The 23,390-nt window shown below is 70.5% G+C and carries 22 protein-coding genes and 2 tRNA genes; 9 read left to right on the top strand and 15 right to left on the bottom strand.

Annotated elements, in window-relative coordinates; translation table 11 throughout:
- Window positions 1–51: 51 nt before the first annotated feature.
- Complete coding sequence (locus tag BJ998_RS26085; RefSeq protein WP_184865779.1) at window positions 52–1,134, bottom strand: D-alanine--D-alanine ligase family protein; 1,083 nt, start codon at window positions 1,132–1,134, stop codon at window positions 52–54.
- A 168-nt stretch (window positions 1,135–1,302) separates the two neighbouring features.
- Between BJ998_RS26085 and BJ998_RS26080 the strand changes: the two genes are divergently transcribed.
- The gene (locus BJ998_RS26080; RefSeq protein ID WP_184865777.1) at window positions 1,303–1,932 is read left to right on the top strand and encodes a hypothetical protein; all 630 of its coding nucleotides are present in this window, start codon (window positions 1,303–1,305) and stop codon (window positions 1,930–1,932) included.
- Here the strand turns inward: BJ998_RS26080 and pdxR are convergent.
- Window positions 1,863–3,248, bottom strand: a complete 1,386-nt coding sequence (gene pdxR, locus BJ998_RS26075) for a MocR-like pyridoxine biosynthesis transcription factor PdxR (protein WP_184865775.1) — start codon at window positions 3,246–3,248, stop codon at window positions 1,863–1,865. The genes BJ998_RS26080 and pdxR overlap by 70 nt on opposite strands.
- 68 nt (window positions 3,249–3,316) lie before the next feature.
- On the opposite strand from pdxR, the gene BJ998_RS26070 reads away from it, so the two are divergent.
- Entirely contained in the window at window positions 3,317–3,946 is a 630-nt protein-coding gene (locus tag BJ998_RS26070; RefSeq protein ID WP_312890330.1) for a pyridoxamine 5'-phosphate oxidase family protein, read from the top strand.
- Here the strand turns inward: BJ998_RS26070 and BJ998_RS26065 are convergent.
- The 4 genes from BJ998_RS26065 to BJ998_RS26050 all read right to left on the bottom strand — a co-directional run bounded on the left by BJ998_RS26065 (window position 3,936) and on the right by BJ998_RS26050 (window position 7,379).
- Window positions 3,936–4,406, bottom strand: coding sequence for a cysteine dioxygenase (locus tag BJ998_RS26065; protein ID WP_184865771.1), 471 nt, complete (start codon window positions 4,404–4,406; stop codon window positions 3,936–3,938). The genes BJ998_RS26070 and BJ998_RS26065 overlap by 11 nt on opposite strands.
- Window positions 4,407–4,535: 129 nt before the next feature.
- Complete coding sequence (locus BJ998_RS26060) at window positions 4,536–5,657, bottom strand: cystathionine gamma-lyase (protein WP_246488654.1); 1,122 nt, start codon at window positions 5,655–5,657, stop codon at window positions 4,536–4,538.
- Window positions 5,654–6,661: an NAD(P)H-dependent glycerol-3-phosphate dehydrogenase gene (locus tag BJ998_RS26055; RefSeq protein WP_184865769.1), complete on the bottom strand. Its 1,008-nt coding sequence runs from the start codon at window positions 6,659–6,661 to the stop codon at window positions 5,654–5,656. The genes BJ998_RS26060 and BJ998_RS26055 overlap by 4 nt, the downstream gene beginning before the upstream one ends.
- A gap of 1 nt (window position 6,662) precedes the next feature.
- Window positions 6,663–7,379 (bottom strand): lysophospholipid acyltransferase family protein, encoded by a 717-nt coding sequence (locus BJ998_RS26050; protein WP_184865767.1) that lies wholly within the window; start codon window positions 7,377–7,379, stop codon window positions 6,663–6,665.
- A gap of 50 nt (window positions 7,380–7,429) precedes the next feature.
- Here BJ998_RS26050 and cofC point away from each other — a divergent pair, with 50 nt between their 5' ends.
- The 4 genes from cofC (at window position 7,430) to BJ998_RS26030 (ending at window position 11,998) form a co-directional block, all read left to right on the top strand.
- Window positions 7,430–8,053, top strand: a complete 624-nt coding sequence (gene cofC / locus BJ998_RS26045) for a 2-phospho-L-lactate guanylyltransferase (protein ID WP_184865765.1) — start codon at window positions 7,430–7,432, stop codon at window positions 8,051–8,053.
- Between the two features lie 30 nt (window positions 8,054–8,083).
- Window positions 8,084–8,287: a hypothetical protein gene (locus tag BJ998_RS26040; RefSeq protein ID WP_184865763.1), complete on the top strand. Its 204-nt coding sequence runs from the start codon at window positions 8,084–8,086 to the stop codon at window positions 8,285–8,287.
- Between the two features lie 61 nt (window positions 8,288–8,348).
- Window positions 8,349–11,099, top strand: a complete 2,751-nt coding sequence (locus BJ998_RS26035; protein WP_184865760.1) for an RNA degradosome polyphosphate kinase — start codon at window positions 8,349–8,351, stop codon at window positions 11,097–11,099.
- A 2-nt stretch (window positions 11,100–11,101) separates the two neighbouring features.
- Window positions 11,102–11,998, top strand: coding sequence for an NUDIX hydrolase (locus BJ998_RS26030; RefSeq protein ID WP_184868937.1), 897 nt, complete (start codon window positions 11,102–11,104; stop codon window positions 11,996–11,998).
- Between the two features lie 296 nt (window positions 11,999–12,294).
- Here BJ998_RS26030 and BJ998_RS26025 read toward each other — a convergent pair whose 3' ends face one another.
- From BJ998_RS26025 to leuC, 3 genes are all read right to left on the bottom strand, one after another.
- On the bottom strand, window positions 12,295–12,924 hold the full coding sequence (locus tag BJ998_RS26025; protein WP_184865758.1) for an HU family DNA-binding protein: 630 nt from the start codon (window positions 12,922–12,924) through the stop codon (window positions 12,295–12,297).
- A 208-nt stretch (window positions 12,925–13,132) separates the two neighbouring features.
- Entirely contained in the window at window positions 13,133–13,735 is a 603-nt protein-coding gene (leuD, locus tag BJ998_RS26020; protein ID WP_184865756.1) for a 3-isopropylmalate dehydratase small subunit, read from the bottom strand.
- 20 nt (window positions 13,736–13,755) lie between these two features.
- Window positions 13,756–15,159, bottom strand: a complete 1,404-nt coding sequence (leuC, locus tag BJ998_RS26015; protein WP_184865754.1) for a 3-isopropylmalate dehydratase large subunit — start codon at window positions 15,157–15,159, stop codon at window positions 13,756–13,758.
- 94 nt (window positions 15,160–15,253) lie between these two features.
- On the opposite strand from leuC, the gene BJ998_RS26010 reads away from it, so the two are divergent.
- On the top strand, window positions 15,254–15,955 hold the full coding sequence (locus BJ998_RS26010) for an IclR family transcriptional regulator (protein WP_052395712.1): 702 nt from the start codon (window positions 15,254–15,256) through the stop codon (window positions 15,953–15,955).
- A gap of 326 nt (window positions 15,956–16,281) precedes the next feature.
- Here the strand turns inward: BJ998_RS26010 and BJ998_RS26005 are convergent.
- From BJ998_RS26005 to BJ998_RS25995, 3 genes are all read right to left on the bottom strand, one after another.
- Window positions 16,282–16,354: transfer RNA gene (locus BJ998_RS26005), tRNA-Glu, on the bottom strand.
- A 56-nt stretch (window positions 16,355–16,410) separates the two neighbouring features.
- Window positions 16,411–16,482 (bottom strand) — tRNA-Gln (locus BJ998_RS26000).
- A 117-nt stretch (window positions 16,483–16,599) separates the two neighbouring features.
- A complete protein-coding gene (locus tag BJ998_RS25995) occupies window positions 16,600–17,346 on the bottom strand; it encodes an HAD family hydrolase (RefSeq protein ID WP_184865753.1) in 747 nt (248 codons plus the stop codon).
- A gap of 286 nt (window positions 17,347–17,632) precedes the next feature.
- Here BJ998_RS25995 and BJ998_RS25990 point away from each other — a divergent pair, with 286 nt between their 5' ends.
- Window positions 17,633–18,853 (top strand): FAD-dependent oxidoreductase, encoded by a 1,221-nt coding sequence (locus tag BJ998_RS25990; protein WP_184865751.1) that lies wholly within the window; start codon window positions 17,633–17,635, stop codon window positions 18,851–18,853.
- Window positions 18,854–18,928: 75 nt separating this feature from the next.
- Here the strand turns inward: BJ998_RS25990 and BJ998_RS25985 are convergent, their stop codons facing one another.
- From BJ998_RS25985 to cimA, 3 genes are all read right to left on the bottom strand, one after another.
- A complete protein-coding gene (locus BJ998_RS25985; RefSeq protein WP_184865749.1) occupies window positions 18,929–19,576 on the bottom strand; it encodes a LuxR C-terminal-related transcriptional regulator in 648 nt (215 codons plus the stop codon).
- 173 nt (window positions 19,577–19,749) lie between these two features.
- A complete protein-coding gene (locus BJ998_RS25980) occupies window positions 19,750–20,523 on the bottom strand; it encodes a fumarylacetoacetate hydrolase family protein (protein ID WP_184865747.1) in 774 nt (257 codons plus the stop codon).
- Between the two features lie 192 nt (window positions 20,524–20,715).
- Entirely contained in the window at window positions 20,716–22,329 is a 1,614-nt protein-coding gene (gene cimA / locus BJ998_RS25975) for a citramalate synthase (protein WP_184865745.1), read from the bottom strand.
- 320 nt (window positions 22,330–22,649) lie between these two features.
- Between cimA and BJ998_RS25970 the strand changes: the two genes are divergently transcribed.
- Entirely contained in the window at window positions 22,650–23,318 is a 669-nt protein-coding gene (locus BJ998_RS25970; protein WP_184865743.1) for a Tm-1-like ATP-binding domain-containing protein, read from the top strand.
- Window positions 23,319–23,390 lie beyond the last annotated feature (72 nt).

Here is a 23,390-nt window from a genome sequence, read left to right as displayed (position 1 = left end):
TAAACTCCGAGTTGAGGAATGGTCCGTTCCGAACGTCAAGGGGTTGACAGGTCAGCGGAGGCCGGTGCCGCGGGCGATGGCGGTTTCGACGAGGGTGGTCAGCAGGGTCGGGTAGTCGACGCCGGTGACGGCCCACATCTTCGGGTACATGGACACGTTGGTGAAGCCGGGCATGGTGTTCAGCTCGTTGATCACCAGCTCGTTGTCCGGGGTGACGAAGAAGTCGACCCGGGCCAGGCCCTGGCAGTCCAGCGCGGTGAACGCCCGCACGGCCATCTCCCGCAGCCGCTCGGTGACGTCGTCGTCCAGCTTGGCCGGGATGTCGAACTCGCAGGCGTCGTCGGTGTCGAGGTACTTGGAGTCGAAGTCGTACCAGTCGACCTTGTCGCTGACCATCCGGATCTCCGCCGGCAGCGAGGCCTCGACGCGGCCGTCGGGGAACTCCAGCACGCCGCACTCGACCTCGCGGCCCACGATGGCCGCCTCCACCAGCACCTTGGGGTCGACGGCGCGGGCGAAGTCGATCGCCGAGTCCAGCTCGTCCCAGGAGTTGACCTTGGTGATGCCGGTGGACGACCCGGCCCGCGCCGGCTTCACGAACACCGGCAGCCCGAGCCGGTCCCGGTCGGCCTGCGACAACGTCTGCTGGCCACGGCGAACCACCGCGTACGGGCCGACCGGCAGCCCCTCGGCGACGAGCAGCTTCTTGGTGTACTCCTTGTCCATCGCCACCGCGCTGGACAGCACGCCCGGCCCGACGTACGGGATGTCGACCAGTTCCAGCAGCCCCTGGATGGTGCCGTCCTCGCCGTACGCGCCGTGCAGCACGGGGAACACGACGTCGACCTGCGCCAGCACCTCACCGCCGCGCGACGGCTCCAGCGCGACCAGGCCGTGGTTGACCAGCGTCAGCTCCGCGCCCGAGTCGACCTCGGGCATCTTGCGGTCGGTCACCGCGAGGTGGTCGGCCGAGCCCAGCACCCAGGTGCCCTCGGTGGTGATGCCGACCGGGACCACCTCGTAGCGCTCCCGGTCCAGGTGCTTGAGCACGCTGCCGGCGGACACGCACGACACGCCGTGCTCGGTGCTGCGGCCGCCGAAGACGACGGCGACACGAATCCTGGGCTGGTTCATAGGCAGCGACCATACCCGTCTGGCCGAAGGGTGGCACCGAGCCACCAACTGGTGGCCGTGAGTGGTGAACTCATACCGACCGCTACCTCCCGGGTATGACAGATGGTCCCGCCCACCTAAGGGCCCTCACGGATGTCTGACGCCGCACCGCGTCCCAGAGTTGTTGCCATGACGGCAAAAAGATGGCGGCAGCTCGCGTTGTGGCTGCACGTGGTGTCCGGCGTCGGCTGGATGGCCCAGGCGTTGGCGCTGGTCAGCCTGCTCGCGTTCGGGTTGGCGCGGCCGGCCCAGCTGCCGGCGGCGGTGGCGATGGCCAACCGGCTCGACATGACCCTGTTGGCGCAGGCGGCGAACGTGTCCACGTTCACGGGCTTCATGCTGGCCGCCGCGACGGCGTGGGGTTTCTTCAAGCACTGGTGGGTGCTGGTCAAGTTCCTGATCTCAACCGTCCAGCTGTACCTGGGCATCTTCGTGCTGGCGCCCGCGCTGCGTGAGGGGCATCCGACCGTGTCGATGCCGATCGGCGCGGCGCTGATGGCCGGCGCGATCGCCTTCCAGGCCTGGGTTTCCGTGGCCAAGCCGTGGGGGCGCACGCCGCTGTACTCGAAGCTGCCGACCGCTCCGGGCTGGGTCTTCGCGGCGATCACATTGGTGCCGTTGGCGGATCTGGTCATCGGCTACTCGCTGGGCTACCCGATGCCGGCGCTGAGCCTGCTGTTCCTGATCGGCTACGTGGTCAAGAGGTCGATGAGCGGCGGCAGGACGCTGATCAACTGGTCCCGCGAGCAGGCCGTGTAGCCGACCGCGACGCCGTGCCAGCGGGACGGCCCGGTGTGGTGCCGCTCCAGGCCGTCCATTCGGACGCCGAGCCGGGTCGCCTGCCGCACCGCCGCACGTTCCTTCTCCACCGACGGCAGCAGCACCACCACGTGCGAGCCGGCGTCGTCGCCGAGCACCGGAATCCCGGCCGACCGAAGGGTTTCCACCACGAGCACCCGCCGCTCGGACAGCTCGCGGCGCAGCCGGCGCAGGTGCCGGCCGAGATCTCCGTTGCGGGCCAACTCGACCAGCACCCGCTGCCCGGCCGGCGCGGGGCCGGTGCCGGTGCGTTCCCGGTAGGCCAGCAGCGTGCCGGCGACCTCCGGCGGCGCGACGAGCCAGCCGGCGCCGAGCGTCGGGGTGAGAATCTTGCTCGTGGTGCCCAGATGCACGACGACGTCCGGCGCCAGCGCGGCGAGCAGCGGCAGCGGGGCCACGTCGTAGCGGAGTTCGCCGTCGTAGTCGTCCTCGATGATCAGCCAGCCCTCGCGGCGGGCGCGTTCCACGAGGGCGACGCGACGGGCCGCCGGCAGCCGGCTGCCCAGCGGGTACTGGTGCGCCGGCGAGCAGTAGACGGCCCGGATGCCCGACGGGATCTGGTCGACGAGGATGCCGTCGCGGTCGAGCGGCGCGGGCAGCACCTGGACGCCGGCGGCCCGCAGTGCCTCGACCGCCCGCTGGTAGCCGGGTTCCTCGACGGCGACGGTGTCGCCGGGCCGGAACACGCTGACCGCCAGCTCGGCGACGGCCGCGCTGGTGCCGCCGGTGGCCAGCACCGCCTCGGTCGCGAGGCCCCCTCGGATCGTCAGGCCGCGGTGCCGCAGCAGGTGTTCCGCCACCGCCTCGCGGTATTCCGGCAGCCCGGCGGGATGGTGGCGTACCAACGGGTCCGAGTCGGCGGCGGACCGCCAGGCCCGGCGCCAGGCGGCCCGGTCCAGCCCGCCGACCCAGGGCCGGCCCAGTTCCAGGGAGACGACGTCCTGTTCCGGCGCGTCGGCGCGGGAACGGTCGGCCGGCACCGGCGAGGATCCCGGCGGCGCGGTCGTCACGTACGTGCCGGAGCCGTGCTTGCCGACGATCCACCCCTCGGCGAGCAGCTGGTCGTAGGCCGCCGCGGTGACGGTCCGGCTGACCTTGAGGTGACTGGCCAGGGTGCGGGTCGACGGCAGCCGGTCGCCGGCCCGCAGCTGCCCGGCGGCCGCCGCCGCGCGCAGGGCGTCCGCCAGCTGCACGGCGAGCGGGGTGCGGGACTCGCGGTCCAGCGTGATCAGCAGGGCGTCGTCCGACTCCGGCAAAGTGGCCTTCTTATTTCGGCAAGTAGTGGCACTTCCATGATGCCACTCGCCGCCCGAGGCTGGTGGACGTGAGCCGAACACCACTGTCACCGACACCACGGACCGTCGTCAACCGACATCGGGAGCGCGCCGCCACCGACCGCGCGGCGCTCGACGACGTGCTCGACTCCGCGCTCATCTGCCACCTCGGCGTGCTGTTCGACGGCGCGCCGGTGGTGCTGCCGACCGGCTACGGCCGCGACGGCGACACCCTCTACCTGCACGGATCCACCGGATCACGGAGCATGGGCCCCGGCCCCGTGTGCGTCACTGTGACGATCGTGGACGGCATCATCTACGCCCGGTCGGTCATGCACCACTCCATGAACTACCGCAGTGCCGTCGTCCTGGGCACCACGCGGCTGGTCGACGACCCCGAGGAGAAGCTGCGCGGCCTGGAGGTCATCACCGAGCACCTCGCGCCCGGGTCCTGGGGCCACGCGCGGCTGCCCAACAAGAAGGAGCTGGCGGCCACCGTCGTGCTGGCGCTGGACCTCACCGAGGCATCGGTGAAGATCCGCAACGCGCCGCCCAACGACGAGGACTTCGACGTCGAGGCCAACACCGCCTGGGCCGGTGTGCTGCCGGTGACCACCGGCTGGGGCGTGCCCGAGTCGGCGTCCCCGCTCCCCGTGCCGGAGCACGTGCTCAAGCGGTGACGGGCCCCTGCACCGGGTCGAAACGGTACGGCGTCATGCGCTGACGGGTCGGGCCGAACACGTGGATGCTCACCGCCGGATCCACCCCGGCGTTGCGCATCTGGTGCACGTAGTTCGGCCCGAACACCCGGGACTGGCCCGGGTGCAGCACGTGCATCGCCTCGCCGGCGTGTCCGGGCCGGCCGACCAGCTCGGTCAGCACGCCGGAGACGACGGTGAACGCGCCCTCGGCGCCGCCGTGGTCGTGCAGCTCGGCGCCCTGCCCGGGCAGCCAGCTCATCAGCCACACCTCGTAGCTGGACGTGCTCCGAACCAGCGCGGTCCAGCGCTCGACCGGGTCGTAGCGCAGCAGGTGCGCCCAGCTGGAGCGGTCGGCGACGACCTCGCGGAGGATGTTGGTGGGCTGCTGCGGCGCGGTGCGGACGGCCGACAGCACGGTGTTTTCCGGAACGGCGAACATGAACTTGTGTCTTCCTGTGGGTACGGGTGAGTGCGCGGGCAGATCACCGGGGAAGACACAGCGCGCCACAGACCCGGCAGAGGTCGATGTGACCCCGCCGTTCGGTCATGGCACGCAGCAACATGGCCGCTATTGAACCGGCAGCTCCAGCGCCCGGTCAAGCGCGGCCGTCACGTCGTGTACCAGATCGTGGGAATCCTCCAGGCCGGCCGAAAACCGGATCAGACCCTCCGGCACCGGGTCGCCCCAGTGCGCCCGCCGGTCCGCGGTGCTGTGCAGGCCGCCGAAGCTCGTCGCCGCCGACACCAGCCGGCTCGCCTCGACGAACCGCGTCACCAGCTCGGCCGACGCCAGCTCGAACGTGAAGACGCCGCCGAACCGGCGCATCTGTCGGGAGGCGATGGCGTACGACGGGTCGTCCGGCGATCCCGGCCAGCGCACGTTCGACACGCCCTCGTGCCCGCGCAGCTTCTCCACCAGCGCGGCGGCGTTCTCCGCCTGCCGGGCCAGCCGCACGTCCAGCGTGCCCAGCCCGCGGTGCGCCATCCACGTCTCGAACGGGCCGGGGATCGCGCCGCTGACGGTCCGCTGCCGCTGCAACTCCGTCCACAGCGCCTCGTCGGTGACGGAAATGTGTCCGAAAAGGACATCGCTGTGGCCGGCGACCGCCTTGGTGTCGCTGGCCACGGACACGTCCGCGCCGAGCTCCAGCGGCCGCTGGCCCAGCGGCGTCGCGGTGGTGTTGTCCACGGCGACAAGCGCGCCGGCGGCATGCGCCAACTCGGCGATCGCCCTGATGTCGCAGACGTCCAGGCCCGGGTTGGACGGCGTCTCCAGCAGCACCAGCCGCGCGCCCGCCACGACTTCCGTCGTCCACGGGCCGACGGTCGGCACCTCGCGGACCCGGACGTCCATGCCGGTGAGGAACGTTCGCACCAGGTAGTAGCCGTCGGACGGCACGACGAGCACGTCCCCGGGCGACAACAGCGTCCGCAGCAACGTGGTGATCGCGGCCATGCCGGACGGGAACACCGTGCACAGACCGCCGTCCAGCGCGCCGATCGCCGACTCCAGCGCACGCCAGGTGGGATTGCCGGCGCGGCCGTAGAAGTCGTCCGCGCCGAGGTGGAACGGGGCGGCCAGCACCGGGCCCGCGAGGAAGGGTTGCCCGGCAACGGGTTCGGCCGAACCCGCGTGCACGCACCGAGTGCCGTCGCCCCATTCGGCCATGGCCGCTCCGCCTTCTGTCATCGCTCCGCCTTCTGGGCGCGCCCCAGCAGTTCCGCCGCCATCTGCCGCGGGTTCAGGCTGTCGTGGCAGACCCGGTGCACCCCGTCGGTGATCGGCATGTCCACCCCGTGCAGCTCGCCCAGGGTCCGGATCGACGAGCACGACTTCACGCCCTCGGCCACCTGCCCGTGCGTGGCCTCCTGCGCCTGCGCCAGCGTTTCGCCCTTGCCCAGACGCTCGCCGAAGCTGCGGTTCCGGGACAGCGGGGAGGCACAGGTGGCCACCAGGTCGCCGAGGCCCGCCAGCCCCGCGAACGTCAACGGATCGGCGCCGAGCGCCGCGCCCAACCGGGCGGTCTCCGCCAGGCCACGGGTGATCAGCGACGCCATCGTGTTGTCGCCGAAGCCGAGCCCGTGGGCGATGCCGCAGGCCAGGGCGATCACGTTCTTGCACGCGCCGCCGAGCTCACAGCCGACGACGTCGGTAATGGTGTACGGCCGGAAGTAGCCATTGGCGCTCGCGCGCTGCACCGCCACCGCACGCTCGTGGTCCGTGCACGCGATGACGGTCGCGGTCGGCTGCTGCGCGGCGATCTCCCGCGCCAGGTTCGGCCCCGACACCACCGCCACCTGCTCCGCCGGCACCTGAGCGACCTCGGCGACGACCTCGCTCATCCGCTTGCCGGTGCCCAACTCGATGCCCTTGGCCAGGCTGACCAGCGTCGCTCCCTCCGGCAGCAACTCCCGCCAGGCGGCCAGGTTCGCCCGCAGCGTCTGGCTCGGCACCGCCAGCACCACGGCCTCGGCGCCATCCAGCGCGAGCAGCGGGTCGGCGGTCGCCCGCAGCGTCTCCGGCAGCCGGATGCCCGGCAGATAACCGGTGTTCAGCTTGTGGTTGGTGATCTCGTCGGCCACCTCCGGCCGGCGCGCCCACAGCACGACGTCGCGGCCCGCGTCGGCGAGCACCTTCGCGAACGTGGTCCCCCACGACCCGGCCCCCAGCACCGCGATCCGCTGCAGCTCCATGTCACTCCCCGTTCTGCTTGGCCCTGGCCGGGGAGTAGAAGCCGGCGGGCGCCTGCTCGCCGCGCGCCTGCTCCAGCAGCTCCTTGACCCGCTCCATCAGCAGGTCCGTCACCTCGCGCAGCACCTGCGTGGTGACCGGCTGGTCCCGATAGGCGGACAGGTCGATCGGCTCGCCGAAGATCGTGGTGACGGTCTTGCGCGGGAACGGCCGGAACTTCTTGTTGTACTTGTCCAGAATCGCCCGGGTGCCCCAGCGCGCGGCCGGGATCACCGGCACGTCGTTGGCCAGCGCCAGCCGGGCCACGCCGGTGCGGGAGGCCATCGGCCAGCCGTCCGGGTCCTTGGTGATCGTGCCCTCCGGGTAGATCACCAGCAGCTTGCCCTGCTCCAGGCCCTCATTGGCGGCGCGCAGGCTCTCCTTGGCGTCGGCCGTGCCACGGAAGACCGGGACCTGGCCGGCACCGGCCATGATCTTGCCGAGCACCGGGATCTTCCACAGCGAGCTCTTGGCGAGGAAGCGCGGCACCCGTTCGTTGTTGTGCACGAGCACGGCGTCGAACACCGGGTCGAGGTGCGAGACGTGGTTCATCACCAGCAGCACGCCGCCGTGCCGGGGCAGCTTGGGGCCCGTCGACACCCGGCGCGCCAGCAGCTTCACCGTCGGATACAGGACGATGGCGCACATCCTGATCCACGGCCCGCCCTTCTCCTTGCGCATCGCTCTCCCTCACGTTCGAAATCGTCGGCCCGAGTCTGCATGATGGAGATGTGCGGAGCTACCTCGACCTCGTGGTGCCGGTGAAGCGGCTGGACCGGGCCAAGTCCCGGCTGGTCGGGGCGGCCGACGGCGGCATCGGCGACCGGGCGGCGCACGCGGACCTCGTGGTGGCGCTCGCGCTGGACACGATCACCGCGGCGGCGAACGCCGACGGCGTCGGGGACGTGGTGGTCGTCACGTCCGACGCCATGCTCACGGCGGTGTTGCGGACCGAGGGAATTCGGTGCGTGCCCGAGGCGGAGCCGGGCCTGAACGAGGCCTACCGGCACGGGGCCTCGCTACTCGGCCGGCACGTCGGGGCGCTGCAGGCGGACCTGCCGGCGCTGCGGTCGGCCGACCTGTCCGCCGCCGTCGCGACCGCCGACGGCAGGCGGGCGTTCGTCGCCGACCGCCAGGGCACCGGCACCACGCTGCTGATCGGCGCCCCCGGCGAGCCGCTGGACCCGCGGTTCGGCGTCGGCTCCGCCGAAGCGCACCGTGCGTCCGGGGCGATCGAACTCACCGAGGACTGGCCGTCGCTGCGCTGTGACGTGGACACGGAGGCGGATCTGGCCATCGCCGCCGGGCTCGGTCTCGGGCCACGCACCCGGCAGCGGTTCCGGCTGTCGGCCTGATCCACAGTGGACCGCGCTAGGCTGCGTGCCATGGAGCAGGCCACCGTGCACACCGTCGGATCAGACGGCTCGGCGACCGTGCTCCGGGACGACGGTCTGCTGGTCGACGTGCCCGCGGCGGCGGTTGTGGCCGGCGGCTGGCGCGCGCCGCGGCCGGGGCAGCGGGTGACGCTGCGCCGGGAGAACGGCGTGGTTGTCGGGATGTCGCCGCCCCACGGAAGATCGACGTCGTAGCTCTGTGTGTTCACCGTGTCGTTCCTCGCGAGCTGCGCCTTTTCCGCCACGCTGGGGAACAATGGCCAGCGTGCATACGGACGACAACGACGAGCAGACCCAGCCCGCCACCGCCAGGACGCGCCAGCCACGAGCGACCCCGAGGCGGACGAGCACCCGTAGCACCGCGGCCACCGCCAAGGCCGCGGCGGACACTCCTGCGCCCACCCGGCGGCGCAGCACCGCGAAGGCGGAACCCTCGGCCGAACAGGCGACGAAGCCTCGCGCCGCACGCGGCCGCGCCGCCAAGGCGGACACGGAACCGGCGGCGGCCGAGAAGCCGGTGCGCGCGACGCGCAGCCGGGCCAAGACGGCGGCGGCCCCGAAGACACCGGCCGCAAAGACGACCGCCGCGGCAGCGCCGAAGACACCTGCGGCCTCGGCCACGAAGACAACTGCGGCTGCCAACACGACTGCCGCGAAGTCGCCGGCCGTCAAGACCACTACGGCACAGCCGAAGACCCCGGCCGACAACACGGCCGCGCCGAGGACCCGAACGCAACGGACCCGCGCCACCCCGGCCCCGCCCGTCGTGGAAGTGGCCCCGCCCGTCGTCGAAGCGAAGGCGGACCCCGTCCCGCTGACCGACGGCAAGACCGCCATCGTGACGCCGGTTCCGCCGGCTGAACGCACGCGGCGGCCGCGTCCGGACGCCCAGGCGCACCGGGTCATCACGCCGCCGGCCGTCACGCAGCCGATCGACGAGACGGACCTGCCCGACGACCGCTACTTCAACCGCGAGCTGTCGTGGCTGGACTTCAACGCCCGCGTGCTGGCGCTGGCCGAGGACGCCTCGCAGCCGCTGCTGGAGCGGGCCAAGTTCCTCGCCATCTTCGCGTCGAACCTGGACGAGTTCTACATGGTGCGGGTGGCCGGCCTGAAGCGCCGCGAGGAGACCGGCCTGACCGTGCGCAGCGCCGACGGCCTGGCGCCGAGCGAACAGCTGAGCCGGATCGCCGCCCGCACCCAGGAACTGGTCGACCAGCACGCCAAGGCGTTCCTCAACGAGATCCGCCCGGGACTGGAGCAGCACGGCGTGCGCATCGTGTCCTGGCAGGACCTGGAGGAGCCCGACCAGCTGCGGCTGTCCAACTACTTCAGCGAACAGGTCTTCCCGGTGCTCACGCCGCTCGCGGTCGACCCGGCGCACCCCTTCCCTTATATCTCCGGGCTGTCGCTGAACCTCGCCGTCACGGTGCGGTCGCCCGAGGGCGGGCCCGAGCAGTTCGCCCGGGTGAAGGTGCCGGACAACGTGCCGCGGCTGATCCGCGTCGAGGCCGACCGGCGCAGCGGCACCGCGACGTTCCTGCCGTTGGAGGAACTGATCGCCGCGCACCTGGGCGAGCTGTTCGCCGGCATGGACATCATCGAGTGCCACAGCTTCCGCATCACCCGCAACGCCGACCTGGAGGTCGAGGAGGACCAGGACGAGGACCTGCTCAAGGCGCTGGAACGGGAACTGGCCCGGCGCCGGTTCGGCCCGCCGGTGCGGCTCGAGGTCGGCGACGACATGACCGACCACGTGCTTCGCCTGCTGCTGCGGGAGATGGACGTGGAGCCGGACGAGGTCGTCGAGGTTCCCGGCCTGCTGGATCTGTCCTGCCTGTGGCAGGTGTACGGGGTGGACCGCAAGGAGCTCAAGGACCCGCCGTTCGTGCCGGCGACGCATCCCGCGTTCGCCGAGCGGGAGACGCCGCGCAGCGTGTTCGCGACGCTGCGGGACGGGGACGTGCTCGTGCACCACCCGTACGACTCCTTCTCCACCAGCGTGCAGCGTTTCATCGAGCAGGCCGCCGCCGACCCGAACGTGCTCGCCATCAAGCAGACGCTGTACCGCACCTCCGGTGACTCGCCGATCGTCGACGCGCTGATGGACGCGGCCGAGGCGGGCAAGCAGGTGGTGGCACTGGTCGAACTCAAGGCGCGGTTCGACGAGGAGGCCAACATCAAGTGGGCCCGTGCGCTGGAGAAGGCCGGCGTGCACGTGGTCTACGGTCTCGTCGGCCTGAAGACGCACTGCAAGACGGCGCTGGTGATCCGCCAGGAGGGCTCGTCCATCAAGCGGTACTGCCACATCGGCACGGGCAACTACAACCCGAAGACCGCGCGGCTGTACGAGGACGTGGGCATCCTGACCGCGGAGCCGGCGATCGGCGCGGACCTCACCGACCTGTTCAACGTGCTGACCGGCTATGCCCGGCAGGACAACTACCGCAGCCTGATGGTCGCGCCCTACGGCGTGCGGCGCGGCATCGTTCGGCGGATCGAGCAGGAGATCGAGCACGCGCGGGCGGGCCGGAAGTCGGGTATCCGGCTCAAGGTGAACTCGCTCGTGGACGAACAGGTCATCGACGCCATGTATCGCGCGTCGCAGGCCGGCGTGCCGGTCGAGGTGGTGGTGCGCGGGATCTGCGCGCTCAAGCCGGGAGTGCCCGGACTGTCCGAGAACATCAAGGTCCGGTCGATCCTGGGACGTTTCCTGGAGCACTCCCGGATCGTGCGGTTCGCCGGTTCGGACGAACTGTGGATCGGCAGCGCGGACATGATGCACCGCAATCTGGACCGCCGGGTCGAGGTGCTCGTGAAGGTGACCGACCCGAAACTGGTCGCGCAGTTGGACAGCGTGCTGGATTCGGCGATGGATCCGGCCACCCGGTGTTGGGTGCTGGCCCCCAGCGGGAACTGGGATCCGTCCCCGGCGGACGGTTCCCAGGTTCGCGATCACCAGGTGGAACTGATGAAACTCCACAGTGCGAAGGAACAGCAGGTGTGACTATCCGAGCCGCCGGCGCCGTTGTGTGGCGTCCCAGCAGTGTGACCGACCAGGTGGAAGTCGCTGTGGTGCATCGACCACGATATGACGATTGGTCACTGCCCAAGGGAAAATTGGACGCTGACGAAACGACGCCGGCCGCGGCGGTTCGAGAAGTGCTGGAGGAGACCGGCTTCTCCATCGCCTTGGGCCGTCGACTGCCGTCCGCCGAATACAAGGTGGACGGCAGTCGGAAGGTCGTCGAGTACTTCGCGGCGCGCTTCTCGAGTGGCGAGTTCGAGGCCAACGACGAGGTGGACCGGCTGAAATGGGTTTCCCCCGATGCCGCCGGGGATCTCCTTCGCTACCAGCACGACCGCGTGGTGCTGGCCGAGTTCGCCGCGCTGCCGGCCCGTTTGAGCACGTTGCTGCTGGTACGGCACGCCAAGGCCGGCAAGCGCGACGAGTGGGACGGCGACGACGACCTGCGGCCGCTCAGCCCGTCGGGGCGGCGGCAGGCCGAGGCACTGGCCCGGGTTCTGCCCCTGTTCGGGGCTGATCGCGCCTTTGCGGCCCCGCGTACGCGGTGCGTGGACACGGTGGCGGGGCTGGGCCTGGAGATCCGCAGCGAGCCGCTGCTGTCCGAGGAGGGCTACTGGGTGAGCCCGTCGGCGGGGGTGGCGCGACTGCTGGACATCGTGGCCGCCGGCGGCACTCCGGTGGTGAGCAGCCAGGGCGGTGTCATCCCGGACGTTGTCGCCCGTCTGGCCGACATGAACGGCGTTCGCCTGGACGAGATCGCCAGCAAGAAGGGCAGTTTCTGGGTGCTGTCGTTCCTGCCGCCGACCAGCGAGCGGGAGCCCCGTCTGGTCGCCGCCGACTACTTTCCCAGCCCGCTGCCGAAACCGTCCGGCCGCTAGTTCTGGGGTCACCGAGACCCGTTGGCCCCCAGGGGTTGTGGTCATCCCCCTGGGGCGCTGGGGTTTTCCCTACTCTTCAGGCCCCGTAACGGGATCAGGGGCCCGCGCCGATGGCGCGGGCCGGGGGTCTGGGGGTGTCCCCCAGAAAACGCCGCGAGCGAGGTCTGCGCGCTCTCTGCGCGCAGACCTCGCTCACTCGCGAGTTCCGAACGATCCGGTACGCGCGGGTCGTGCACCGGGTTCGTATCACTTCGTCGGATCACGCCCGGCCGAGCGGGTGACTCGGCCGCGCATGGTCACTTCTTGGCGGCAGCGGCCTTCCTCGGCGCGGCCTTCTTCGCGGTGGCGGCAGCCTTCTTCGGGGCGGCCTTGGTCGCGGCCGGCTTCGCGGCAGCGGTGGTGGCGGCAGCGGCGGCCGGCTTGGCGGCGGCCGTGGTGCGCTTCGGCGCGGCCTTCCGCGTGGTGGCGGGCTTCGCGGCGGCAGCGGCCGGCTTGGCGGCAGCGGTGCGACGCGTGGTGGCCGGCTTCGCGGCAGCCGCGGTGGTCGCCTTCGCGGCCGCGGTGCGGCGCGTGGTGGCCGGCTTGGCGGCGGCAGCGGTCGTGGTCGCCTTGGCGGCGGCCGGCTTCGCGGCGGCAACCTTCGGCAGCTTCTTGGCGCCGCTGATGACGTCCTTGAACGTCGTGCCGGCACGGAAGGCGGGAACGTTGGTCTTCTTGACCTTCACGGTCTCGCCCGTGCGCGGGTTGCGCGCGGTGCGAGCCGCGCGAGCCCGCTTCTCGAACACACCGAAGCCCGTGACGTTGACCTTCTCGCCCTTTTGGACGGTGCGGACCACGATGTCGACGATGCCGTCGACGGCCGAGCTCGCGGCCTTCTTGTCGCCGAGACGCTCGGCCAGAGCCTCAATGAGTTGGGCCTTGTTCACTTCAGTCCCTCCCAGGACACCATCGGCCCTGTAGTTGGGCCACTTCTGGCACACGGTAAGCCAACGCGCCAAGAATTTCCACGCGCCACGCCCATTTTTTTGTTGATGGCGCGTTGGTTCCGCCCCACCGGGGGACATAAGCCCGGTTTTCGAAGCGGCGAGGGAGGGTTCGGGGGCCGCCGGAATCCCGTCCCGGCGGCCCCCGCGTTCAGCCGGCGGCGACGGGGTTCGTTGTGGGCAGCCAAGTCGGGCGGGCGGCCTCGAATTCCCCGATCGCGTCGACGTTTCGCAAGGTCAGGCCGATATCGTCGAGTCCTTCCAGCAGCCGCCAACGGGTGTAGTCGTCGATCTGGAAGGGGGCCGAGAAGTCCTTGGCGCGGACCGTCTTCGCGGACAGGTCGACGGTGACCTCGGTGCCGGGCTCGTTCTCCAGCAGCTTCCACAACAGTTCGATGTCGGACTGCTCACACTGCGCCGCCACGAGGCCCTGCTTGCCGGCGTTGCCGCGGAAGATGTCGGCGAACCGGGACGACAGCACCACCCGGAAGCCGTAGTCCATCAGCGCCCAGACGGCGTGCTCGCGGGACGAGCCGGTGCCGAAGTCGGGGCCCGCGACCAGAACGCTGCCGCCGCGGAAGGGCTCGTGGTTGAGGATGAAGTTCTCGTCCGCGCGCCAGGCGGCGAACAGGCCGTCCTCGAATCCCGTGCGGGTGACCCGCTTGAGGTAGACGGCCGGGATGATCTGGTCGGTGTCCACGTTGGACCGGCGCAGCGGGACGCCGACCCCGGTGTGGCTGGTGAACGGTTCCATGGGTCCTCTTCCCTGCTCTCTCAGTCCAGGTCGGCCGGCGACGACAGCGTGCCGCGCACCGCGGTGGCCGCGGCGACCAGCGGCGACACCAGGTGGGTGCGGCCGCCCTTGCCCTGGCGGCCCTCGAAGTTGCGGTTGGAGGTGGAGGCGCTGCGCTCGCCCGGCTTGAGCTGATCGGGGTTCATGCCCAGGCACATGGAGCAGCCCGCGGACCGCCACTCGGCGCCGGCCTCCGTGAAGACCTTGTCCAGTCCCTCGGACTCCGCCTGCGCCCGCACCCGCATAGAACCCGGCACCACCAGCATGCGTACGTCGGAGGCGACCTTGCGGCCGCGCAGGATGTCCGCTGCCGCGCGGAGGTCCTCGATGCGCCCGTTGGTGCAGGAGCCGAGGAAGACGGTGTCCACGTGGATCTCACGCAGCGGCGTGCCCGGCTCCAGGCCCATGTAGGCCAGCGCCTTCTCGGCCGCCACCTTCGCGTTCTCGTCGCCGAAGTCCTCCGGGTCGGGCACCCGGTCGCCCAGGGGCAGGCCCTGTCCCGGGTTCGTGCCCCAGGTGACGAACGGCGTCAGCGCGTCCGCGTCGATGTCCACCTCGGTGTCGAAGGTGGCGTCGTCGTCCGTGCGGAGCGTTCGCCAGTACTCGACCGCGGCGTCCCAGTCCGCGCCCTTCGGCGCGTGCGGGCGGCCCTTGATGTAGTCGAAGGTCGTGTCGTCCGGGGCGATCATGCCGGCGCGGGCGCCCGCCTCGATCGACATGTTGCACACCGTCATCCGGGCTTCCATCGACATCGCCTCGATGGCGTCGCCGCGGTACTCCAGGATGTAGCCCTGGCCGCCACCGGTTCCGATCTTCGCGATCACCGCCAGGATCACGTCCTTGGCCGTCACGCCCGGGCGCAGCGTGCCGTTGACGTTGACCGCCATCGTCTTGAACGGCTTGAGCGGCAGTGTCTGGGTGGCGAGCACGTGCTCCACCTCGGAGGTGCCGATGCCGAAGGCGATCGAGCCGAACGCGCCGTGCGTGGAGGTGTGGCTGTCGCCGCAGACGACGGTCATGCCGGGCTGCGTCAGGCCGAGCTGCGGGCCCACCACGTGCACGATGCCCTGCTCGGCGTCGCCCATCGGGTGCAGGCGGACGCCGAACTCCGCGCAGTTGCGGCGAAGCGTCTCCACCTGGGTGCGGGACACCGGGTCGGCGATCGGGAGTTCGATGTCCACCGTGGGAACGTTGTGGTCCTCGGTGGCGATCGTCAGGTCCGGCCGACGGACCTGGCGACCCGCGAGCCGCAGCCCGTCGAACGCCTGCGGGCTGGTGACTTCGTGCACCAGGTGCAGGTCGATGTAGATGAGGTCCGGTTCGGCTCCGTCGCCCTTGCGCACCAGATGCGCGTCCCAGACTTTCTCCGCGAGCGTGCGGCCCATGGCTCCTCCCCCTTCGGGGATGTCGTGTCAGATCGGGTTTCTCAGATGCTGGCGCGGCTGGACTTCCCACATCGCGGGAAGCTAGTATCGCGACGTGGGACAGCATAGCGGGATCGGCGTTCTGGACAAGGCTGTGGCGGTGCTCAGTGCCGTCGCGAAGGACCCCTGCGGTCTGGCCGAACTCTGCAACCGGACGGGTCTTCCTCGCGCCACCGCGCACCGCCTCGCCGTGGGGCTTGAGGTGCATCGCTTGCTGCGCCGCGGTTCCGATGGCCGCTGGCGCCCCGGCGCTGCCCTGGCGGAACTGGCCGGCGGCGCCACCGACCCCCTGCTCGACGCGGCCTCGTCCGTCCTGCCTCGCCTTCGCGACATCACCGGCGAGTCCGTGCAGCTCTATCGCCGTGACGGCATGCAGCGCATCTGCGTCGCCGCCGCCGAGCCTCCTTCCGGCCTTCGCGACACCGTCCCCGTCGGCGCCCGCCTTCCCATGACTGCCGGCTCCGGCGCCAAGGTCCTCGCCGCGTGGGCCGACTCCCCCACCCAGCGCGCCCTTCTCACGGACGCCCTCTTCGGCGAACGCACCCTCCTGGAGGTCCGCCGTCGCGGCTGGGCCCAGTCCGTGGGCGAACGCGAACCCGGTGTCGCCTCCGTCTCCGCCCCTGTCCGCGATTCCTCCGGCACCGTCATCGCGGCGGTCTCCGTTTCCGGCCCCGTGGACCGCATTGGCCGCCGGCCCGGCGGCCGCTGGGCCGCCGACCTCCTGGCCGCCGCCGAAGCCCTCCAAAACCGCCTCTGACCCCAAGCACCGATTCGTGGCCGAGTCCATGGCGACTCGGCCACGACTGAGTGGTACTCAACTGCCCGAGAACGCAACTCGCCGTGTCCGAGAGCGCGACTCGCCGATAGGCAAGCGCAGCGAAGCCACCCGCAGGCGAGCGAAGCGAAGCCGAGCCGACCACACCCAACCCAGCCACCACGATCCGAGGGCGACGGCGAAGCCGAGCCCGAAGGGGGGTGCAGGGGGGCGAAGCCCCTCCTGCCTTGGGGTGTGGGGCGAGAGCCCCACAGGACAAAGCGAAAGATCCCTGTGCGTCCTCAGACGCACAGGGATCTCCCGATCTGTAGCCCCGACGGGATTCGAACCCGCGCTACCGCCTTGAGAGGGCGGCGTCCTAGGCCGCTAGACGACGGGGCCAGGACTGGTTTTTCTTGCTGGGAGGTACCCTAGCACATCGCTTTGGGTGCCTCTCGCTGGGGTACCAGGACTCGAACCTAGACTAACTGAACCAGAATCAGTCGTGCTGCCAATTACACCATACCCCATTGGCATTCTGGATCAGCTTTGGTGTTGCCGGCCGCTGTCCGCCCTGCCGGAATGAATACTAGACCATGGCTGGCCGGATCACGAAATCGCCCCCGGGCGCAACCGGATCGCGCAGGTCAGAGGGCATCGACGCCGGGCGTGGAGAGCTCGCAGACGAGCAGCTCGGGCAGGTCGGCGAGGCTGGTGATGGTCCACACACCGGCGGGCGCGGTCTGGTCGCTGGCCCCGTCGCGGTTGAGCCACACGCCGTGCATGCCGGCGTCGCGGGCGCCGATGGCGTCGAGGTCGAGCCGGTCACCGACGTGCACGGTCTCGGCGGGCAGCACGTCGAGGTCGAGGCAGGCGGTGTGGAAGATCACGGGATCGGGCTTGGCGACGCCCAGTTCACCTGCGATGACAACGTCGTCGAAGAATTCGGACAGGCCGACGGCGGCGATCTTGGCGCGCTGCCGGGCGCCTGAGGCGTTGGTCACGGCGGCGACCTTGATGCCGCTGGCGCGCAGCCAGTCGAGCAGCGGCAGGGTGTCGTCGAAGACGCGCCAGGACCGTTCCATGACGGCGAGGCGGCTGTCCTCGCGCCGGCGCACCTCGGCGTCGTCGAGGTGTTCGCCGAGTACGGCGAAGAACGCCTTGGTGCGCTCCCAGCGCATGGTGTCGTAGTCGAACTCGCCGGAGATGGCGCGGGCGACGTGCTCGTCGGTGGTGCGCTGCCAGGCGGGCCATGCGTCGTCGTGTCCGACAAGGGCGGTCAACGCGGTTCTCGCCGATCCGTCGTAGTCAATCAGCGTGTCGTCGATGTCCAGGCAAACCGCACGGATTTCGACGGTCTTGCGGGTGGTGAATGCGGAGAGAACTGGCGTCACCAGGAGAGGCTAGGTGCGGATCCCATGTCCGCGATTCGGCTATCAAGGTGAAGCTGCCCCTTGATGCGGTCACTCTCCGCCGTCCTCCGATTCCGCTGCGCGTCCGATATGGCGCGTTTCCCGGTGCCCGCCAACGGTTTCTCCGAGTCGTGGCTCATCGGTGACGGCGCGCGATCGGGTGAGGGTGCCGCGCGTCACGTCGACCTGTCCGGGTGAACCGCCTTGACGGCGGTGGTCACCGGGAGCATCCTGAGATTATTCAACAAGCGTTGAAAAGAGGGTGACGATGGAACGGACGACGTGCTGCGTGGTGGGTGGCGGCCCGGCCGGCATGGTGCTCGGACTGCTGCTGGCCAGGGCCGGAGTGGACGTGACGGTGCTGGAGAAGCACGGCGACTTCCTGCGGGACTTCCGCGGCGACACGGTGCACGCTTCGACGCTGCGGTTGCTGGACGAGCTGGGGCTGACCGAGCGGTTCGCCAAGGTGCCGCACCAGCTCGTGAAGCGGCTTGGATTCCCGGTGGGGCCGCGGACCACCGCGGTCGTCGACCTGGCCGGTCTACCGGGCCCGCACAAGCACATCGCGATGGTGCCGCAGTGGGACTTCCTCGACATGATCGCCGACGCCGCGGCCGAGGAGCCCAGCTTCCACCTCCGGATGAACACCGAGGCAACCGGCCTGACCACGAAGGACGGCCGCGTCACCGGCATCACCTACCGCACCAGGGACGGCGAGACCGGTGAGATCGCCGCCGACCTCACCGTCGCGTGCGACGGCCGGCGTTCGGTGCTGCGCAGCGCCCTGGGGCTGGGCATTCGCAGCTGGCGGGTGCCGATGGACTGCTGGTGGCTGCGGGTGCCGCGGCACGAGGGCGACCCGAGCGGCCTCGGCGGCATGATCGGTAGCAAGCGCATGGTGGTGTACATCGACCGCGGCGACTACTTCCAGCTGGCCTTCCTGATCGAGAAGGGCTCGGACGCGCGGTGGCGGGAGGCCGGCCTGCAGTCGTTCCGGGACAGCCTCGCCGAGCTCGTGCCGTGGCTGGCGGATCGGGTCGACTCCATCGAGTCGCTCGACGACGCCAAGCTGCTCGACGTGAAACTGGACCGGCTGACTACCTGGTACAGCGACGGTTTGCTGTGCATCGGCGACGCCGCGCACGCCATGTCACCGGTCGGCGGCGTCGGCATCAACCTGGCCGTGCAGGATGCCGTTGCGGCGGCACGGATCCTGGCCGGGCCGCTGCGCCGAGGCACGGTCACGACCGCCGATCTGGCCAAGGTGCAACGCCGTCGCGGCCCCGCGACCACCGTCACGCAGGGCATGCAGCGGCTGATGCATGACAACGCTGTCGGTCCCGCGTTGAGCGGCCGTATCGACCTGTCGAAGCGAACGCCGCTCGCATTGCGACTGCTGAACCGGTTCCCGAAGCTGGGACTGATTCCGGCATATCTGGTCGCGATCGGCTTCCGTCCCGAACACGCGCCGGAATTCGCCCGCCGCTGATGCCGTGCCTTTGCCGCGCGGGGCCCGCCTCCTCCGGCACAGGAGACTGCGAGGCCCCGCCGAAGGCGGGGCAATTCACCGCGGCACTCGTCCACTGAGGACCATTGCCACCACTTGCGCGCGGTCCTTGGCGCCGAGTTTGCGCAGAATCGCCTTCACGTGCGTCTTCACGGTGTCCGTGCTGATGAACAGGTGGTGCGCGATGGTCTGGTTGTCCAGGCCCTTGATCATCTCGGCCAGCACGTCGAACTCGCGGGCGGACAGCTGCGGCAGCACGGCGTGCGGCGGCAGGTCGGCGGACAGCTGCACCTGCCCGCCCAGGCGGGGGTCGAGCACGTGCGTGGCGCCGGCGAGGACCTCGTTGAACACCGAGAGCAGTTCCCGCAGCGGCGTCGTCTTCAGCAGGTACGCGGCGGCGCCCTGGTTCAGCGCCGCCTTGGCCCACTCCGGGCTGTCCATCTCGCTGACCACCACGGTGGTCGCCGACGGGCGCTGCGCCCGCACGTCGCGAACCGTGCGCAGCGCTCCCGCGCCGGGCACCGCCAGGTCGGTCACGACCAGGTCGACGAGCAGCCCGCGCAGGCAGCGCAGCGCCTCGGACGAGGTGTGGGCCACACCCACCACCCGGAAACGCTGGGTGCGCTGCAAGCAGACGCGCAGCCCCTCGGTGATCAGCTGAGAGGCGTCGACCAGCAGCACCCTTGCGGGGTCGGGGACCACCATGCGATCACCTCCGCTGCGCCGCGGCGAACCGGTCGGGGCCAGATTGCTGACCTCACTGGTTTCGCAATCGGCTCAACGCGGGATAGCACGCCATGGTTCAGCAGCGGAAGCCGCCGAAGGGCCGGTCAGCGCGAAGTTGCGCCGACCGGCCCTTCGATCATGGGCCAACGCGCCTAGACGGCGGCAACCTTGTTGGTGAGTGTGCCGATCCCTTCGACGGACACCGACACGGTCTGCCCGTCGGTCATCGGGCCGACGCCGGCGGGCGTGCCGGTGAGCACCACGTCACCGGGCAGCAGCGTCATGCCGGCGGTGATCCACTCCAGGATCTCGCCCACGCCGTGCAGCAGGTCGCTGGTGTTGCCGTCCTGCTTGAGCTCGCCGTCCAGCTCGGTGCGCAGCTCCAGGTTCGACGGGTCGAGGTTGGTCTCGATCCACGGGCCCAGCGGGCAGAACGTGTCGTGCCCCTTGGCTCGCGTCCACTGCCCGTCGGCCTTCTGCTGCTCGCGGGCCGTGACATCGTTGGCGATGGTGTAGCCGAGGATGACCGAGCCGGCGTCCTCCGCCTTCACCCGGCGCACCGGCATGCCGCCGATGACCACCGCCAGCTCGCCCTCGAAGTCCACCCGTCCGATGCCGGCCGGCACCTCGATGGTCGCGTCCGGCCCGATCACCGACGTCGACGGCTTGATGAAGATGACGGGGTCGGCCGGCGGCTCGCCGCCCATCTCGCGGGCGTGGTCGGCGTAGTTCTTGCCGATGCACACCACCTTGGACGGGCGGATCGGGGCCAGCAGCTGGACCGAGGCCAGCGGCCAGGTCCGGCCGGTGAACTTCGGGTCCTCGAACACCGAGGTCGACAGTTCCGCAGCGATCAGGCTGTCCGGCTCGCCGCCGATGGCGACGAAGGACGCCCCTTCCGAGTGAGAGATCCGAGCGAAGCGCACGGTGTTATTTTGCCCCGCCTTCGGCGGGGCGGCTCGGCCCCCTCCAAGCCGGCGCCTCGCCCTTGCCGGATTTAGCCCGCCGCGTCGGCTGAGTGGCGGGTGCGTTGGGTGGCGGCGGGCGAAATCCGGCAACCGGGCGAAGCACCGGCGGGGCCGAGCGACTCTCCTGCGTTGGCGGGCCGCTCTACCCAGTCAGGCCAGCGCGCGGACCCGCATCGCCTTGTGGGCCAGGGCGTCGCAGAGGGCGAGCCAGCTGGCCTCGACGATGTTGTTGTGCACGCCCACCGTCGTCCACTCGTGCTCGCCGTCCGTGGACTCCACCAGCACCCGGGTGATCGCGTCGGTGCCGGGGTGGTCGGTCAGTATGCGCACCTTGTAGTCGGCCAGCTCCACACTGTCCATCCAGGACAAATGCGGCCGAAGTGCCTGGCGCAGCGCGGCGTCCAGCGCGTGCACGGGGCCGTTCCCTTCGGCGGTGGCGATCACGCGTTCGCCGCCGACGTGCACCTTGACCGTCGCCTCGGACACGATCGCGCCGTCCTGCCGGTGATCCAGCAGCACCCGATAGGACTCCAGCGTGAACGGCGGCTCGTCCAATTCGGACAGCTCGTTGCGCAGCAGCAGTTCCAGCGAGGCGTCGGCGGCCTCGAACGACCAGCCCCTGGCCTCCAGGTCCTTGACCTTCTGCACCGCGTTGCCGACGGCGTCGGGCCGGCCGGCCAGGTCGAGCCCGAGCTCTCGTCCCTTGAGCTCAAGACTCGCCCGGCCGGCCATCTCGGTGACCAGGACCCGCATGCCGTTGCCGACGGTGACCGGATCGATGTGGTTGTACAGATCCGGATCCACCTTGATCGCGCTCGCGTGCAGCCCCGCCTTGTGGGCGAAGGCCGACGCCCCGACATAGGCCTGGTGGGTGTCGGGGGCGATGTTCGCGATCTCGGCGAGGGCATGGGACACGCGGGTCAGCTCGGCGACGGAGTCGGCGGGTACCACCGGCATCCCGAGCTTGGTCACGAGGTTCCCGATGACGGCGAACAGGTCGGCGTTGCCGGCCCGCTCGCCGTAGCCGTTGGCCGTGCACTGCACGTGCGTCGCGCCGGCCTGGACCGCCGCGATGGTGTTGGCCACCGCGCAGGACGTGTCGTCCTGGCAGTGGATGCCGACGCGCAGCCCGGTGCGGGCCATCACCTCGGTGACGGTCTGCCCGAGCTGCACCGGCAGCTGGCCGCCGTTGGTGTCGCACAGCACCACCACGTCGGCCCCCGCCTCGCCCGCGGCCTGCAGCACGCGCAGCGAACACTCCGGGTCGTAGGCGTAGCCGTCGAAGAAGTGCTCCGCGTCGACGAACACGCGGCGGCCCTGGGCCACCAGGTACCGGACAGTGTCCGCGACCATGGCGCAGTTCTCGTCGACGTCGGTGCGCAGCGCGCGTTCGATGTGCCGGCGGTCGGACTTGGCCACCAGCGTGACGACCGGGGCCTTCGAGTCCAGAAGTGCCCGCACCTGCTGGTCGTCCTCGACGTTCACGCCCGCCTTGCGGGTCGAACCGAAGGCGACCAGGGCGGCGTGCTTGAGCTCCAGCTCGCCGGCCGCCGCGCGGGCGAAGAACTCCGTGTCCTTGGGCAGGGCGCCCGGCCAGCCGCCCTCGATGAAGCCGACGCCGATGCCGTCGAGCAGGCGGGCCACCGCCAGCTTGTCCGTCACCGAGTAGGTGATGCCCTCGCGCTGGGCGCCGTCCCGCAGGGTGGTGTCGAAGACGTGGAAGCCGTCGCCCAGTGGCGTTCCGGCCGGTGCTGTCCTGCTCAACGGTCTGCTCCTTGCGAGGGGGTGACTGACGTGGCCCTGAAAAGCAAAAAGACCCCCTGCTGATGCAAGAGGTCTGCGCGCCGGGTGCCTAGGGGCACTACCCGGCGCGCTCCGGAATGATGATCACGGTGTGGAGAGCCACACCGGCATGCTGCCACACGTGCGCCGTACCGACCAAGCATCGGACGAAAAATCCCACCACTCGGGAAATTTCACCGAGACAGCCCATGACCGGTCCACCTGGCCAAGATTGGACTGGTCCAATTTCGTGTTTGGGAGCAGCCTTGTCGTAGCCGCCTTCGTCGAAGGGAGAAGGCTGCGTGGTCACTGTCGTCCTGCTGGGCGCGCCGAACGCCGAAGGCGCCGAGTACGCCTGGCTGATGGACCGCGTCCGCGTCGGGGGCTGCGAGCCGGTCGCGCTCGACGGCGTCGGGGCCGCGGACGTGCTGGTCAAGCTGCATGAACAGGGGCGGCTGCACGGGGTCCTCGCCGTCGGCGGCCCCACCGGCGGCTCGCCCGCCTACGCCGCCTTACGGGCGTTGCCCATCGGCGTGCCCAAGCTGGTCGTAACCGCCCGGGATCATCACGCCCACGGCGGCGTCACCGACGTGACCACCATGCACTCCGTGGTCGACATCGTCGGCATCGACCAGGTGTCCGAGCGAATCCTCGACAACGCCGCCGCCGCCATCACCGGCATGGCCCGCAGCTACCACGCCGGGCGGCACAACCCCACCCGCCACCATCGGCCGCTCGTCGCCACCACCGTCCCCGCCACCCGGCCGCGGCTGGAGCACTGGGGCTACGCCGTCGTCGTCGTGCCCGACAGCCGCCCCCTGCCGTCGCTTGTGGACAGCGGCTTCCTCGCCGGCGTCATCTCCACCGACCCCGCCGCCGACTACGACGTTCCCCACATCGTCTGCGACGACGCCGCCTTCGCCACGGACGCCGCCGACGAACTCCACCACCTCATCACCGGCTCCCCCTGAAACGCCGCGAGTCACGCTCTCAGGCACTCCGAATGTAGATCTCGGGCATGCCGGAGATCTACATTCGGTGTG

This window comes from Kutzneria kofuensis (genome assembly GCF_014203355.1).
Taxonomy (GTDB): Bacteria; Actinomycetota; Actinomycetes; order Mycobacteriales; family Pseudonocardiaceae; genus Kutzneria; species Kutzneria kofuensis.
The sequence above is the reverse complement of the archived record's forward strand: the minus strand, read 5'-3'. Positions and strand labels throughout refer to the sequence as shown.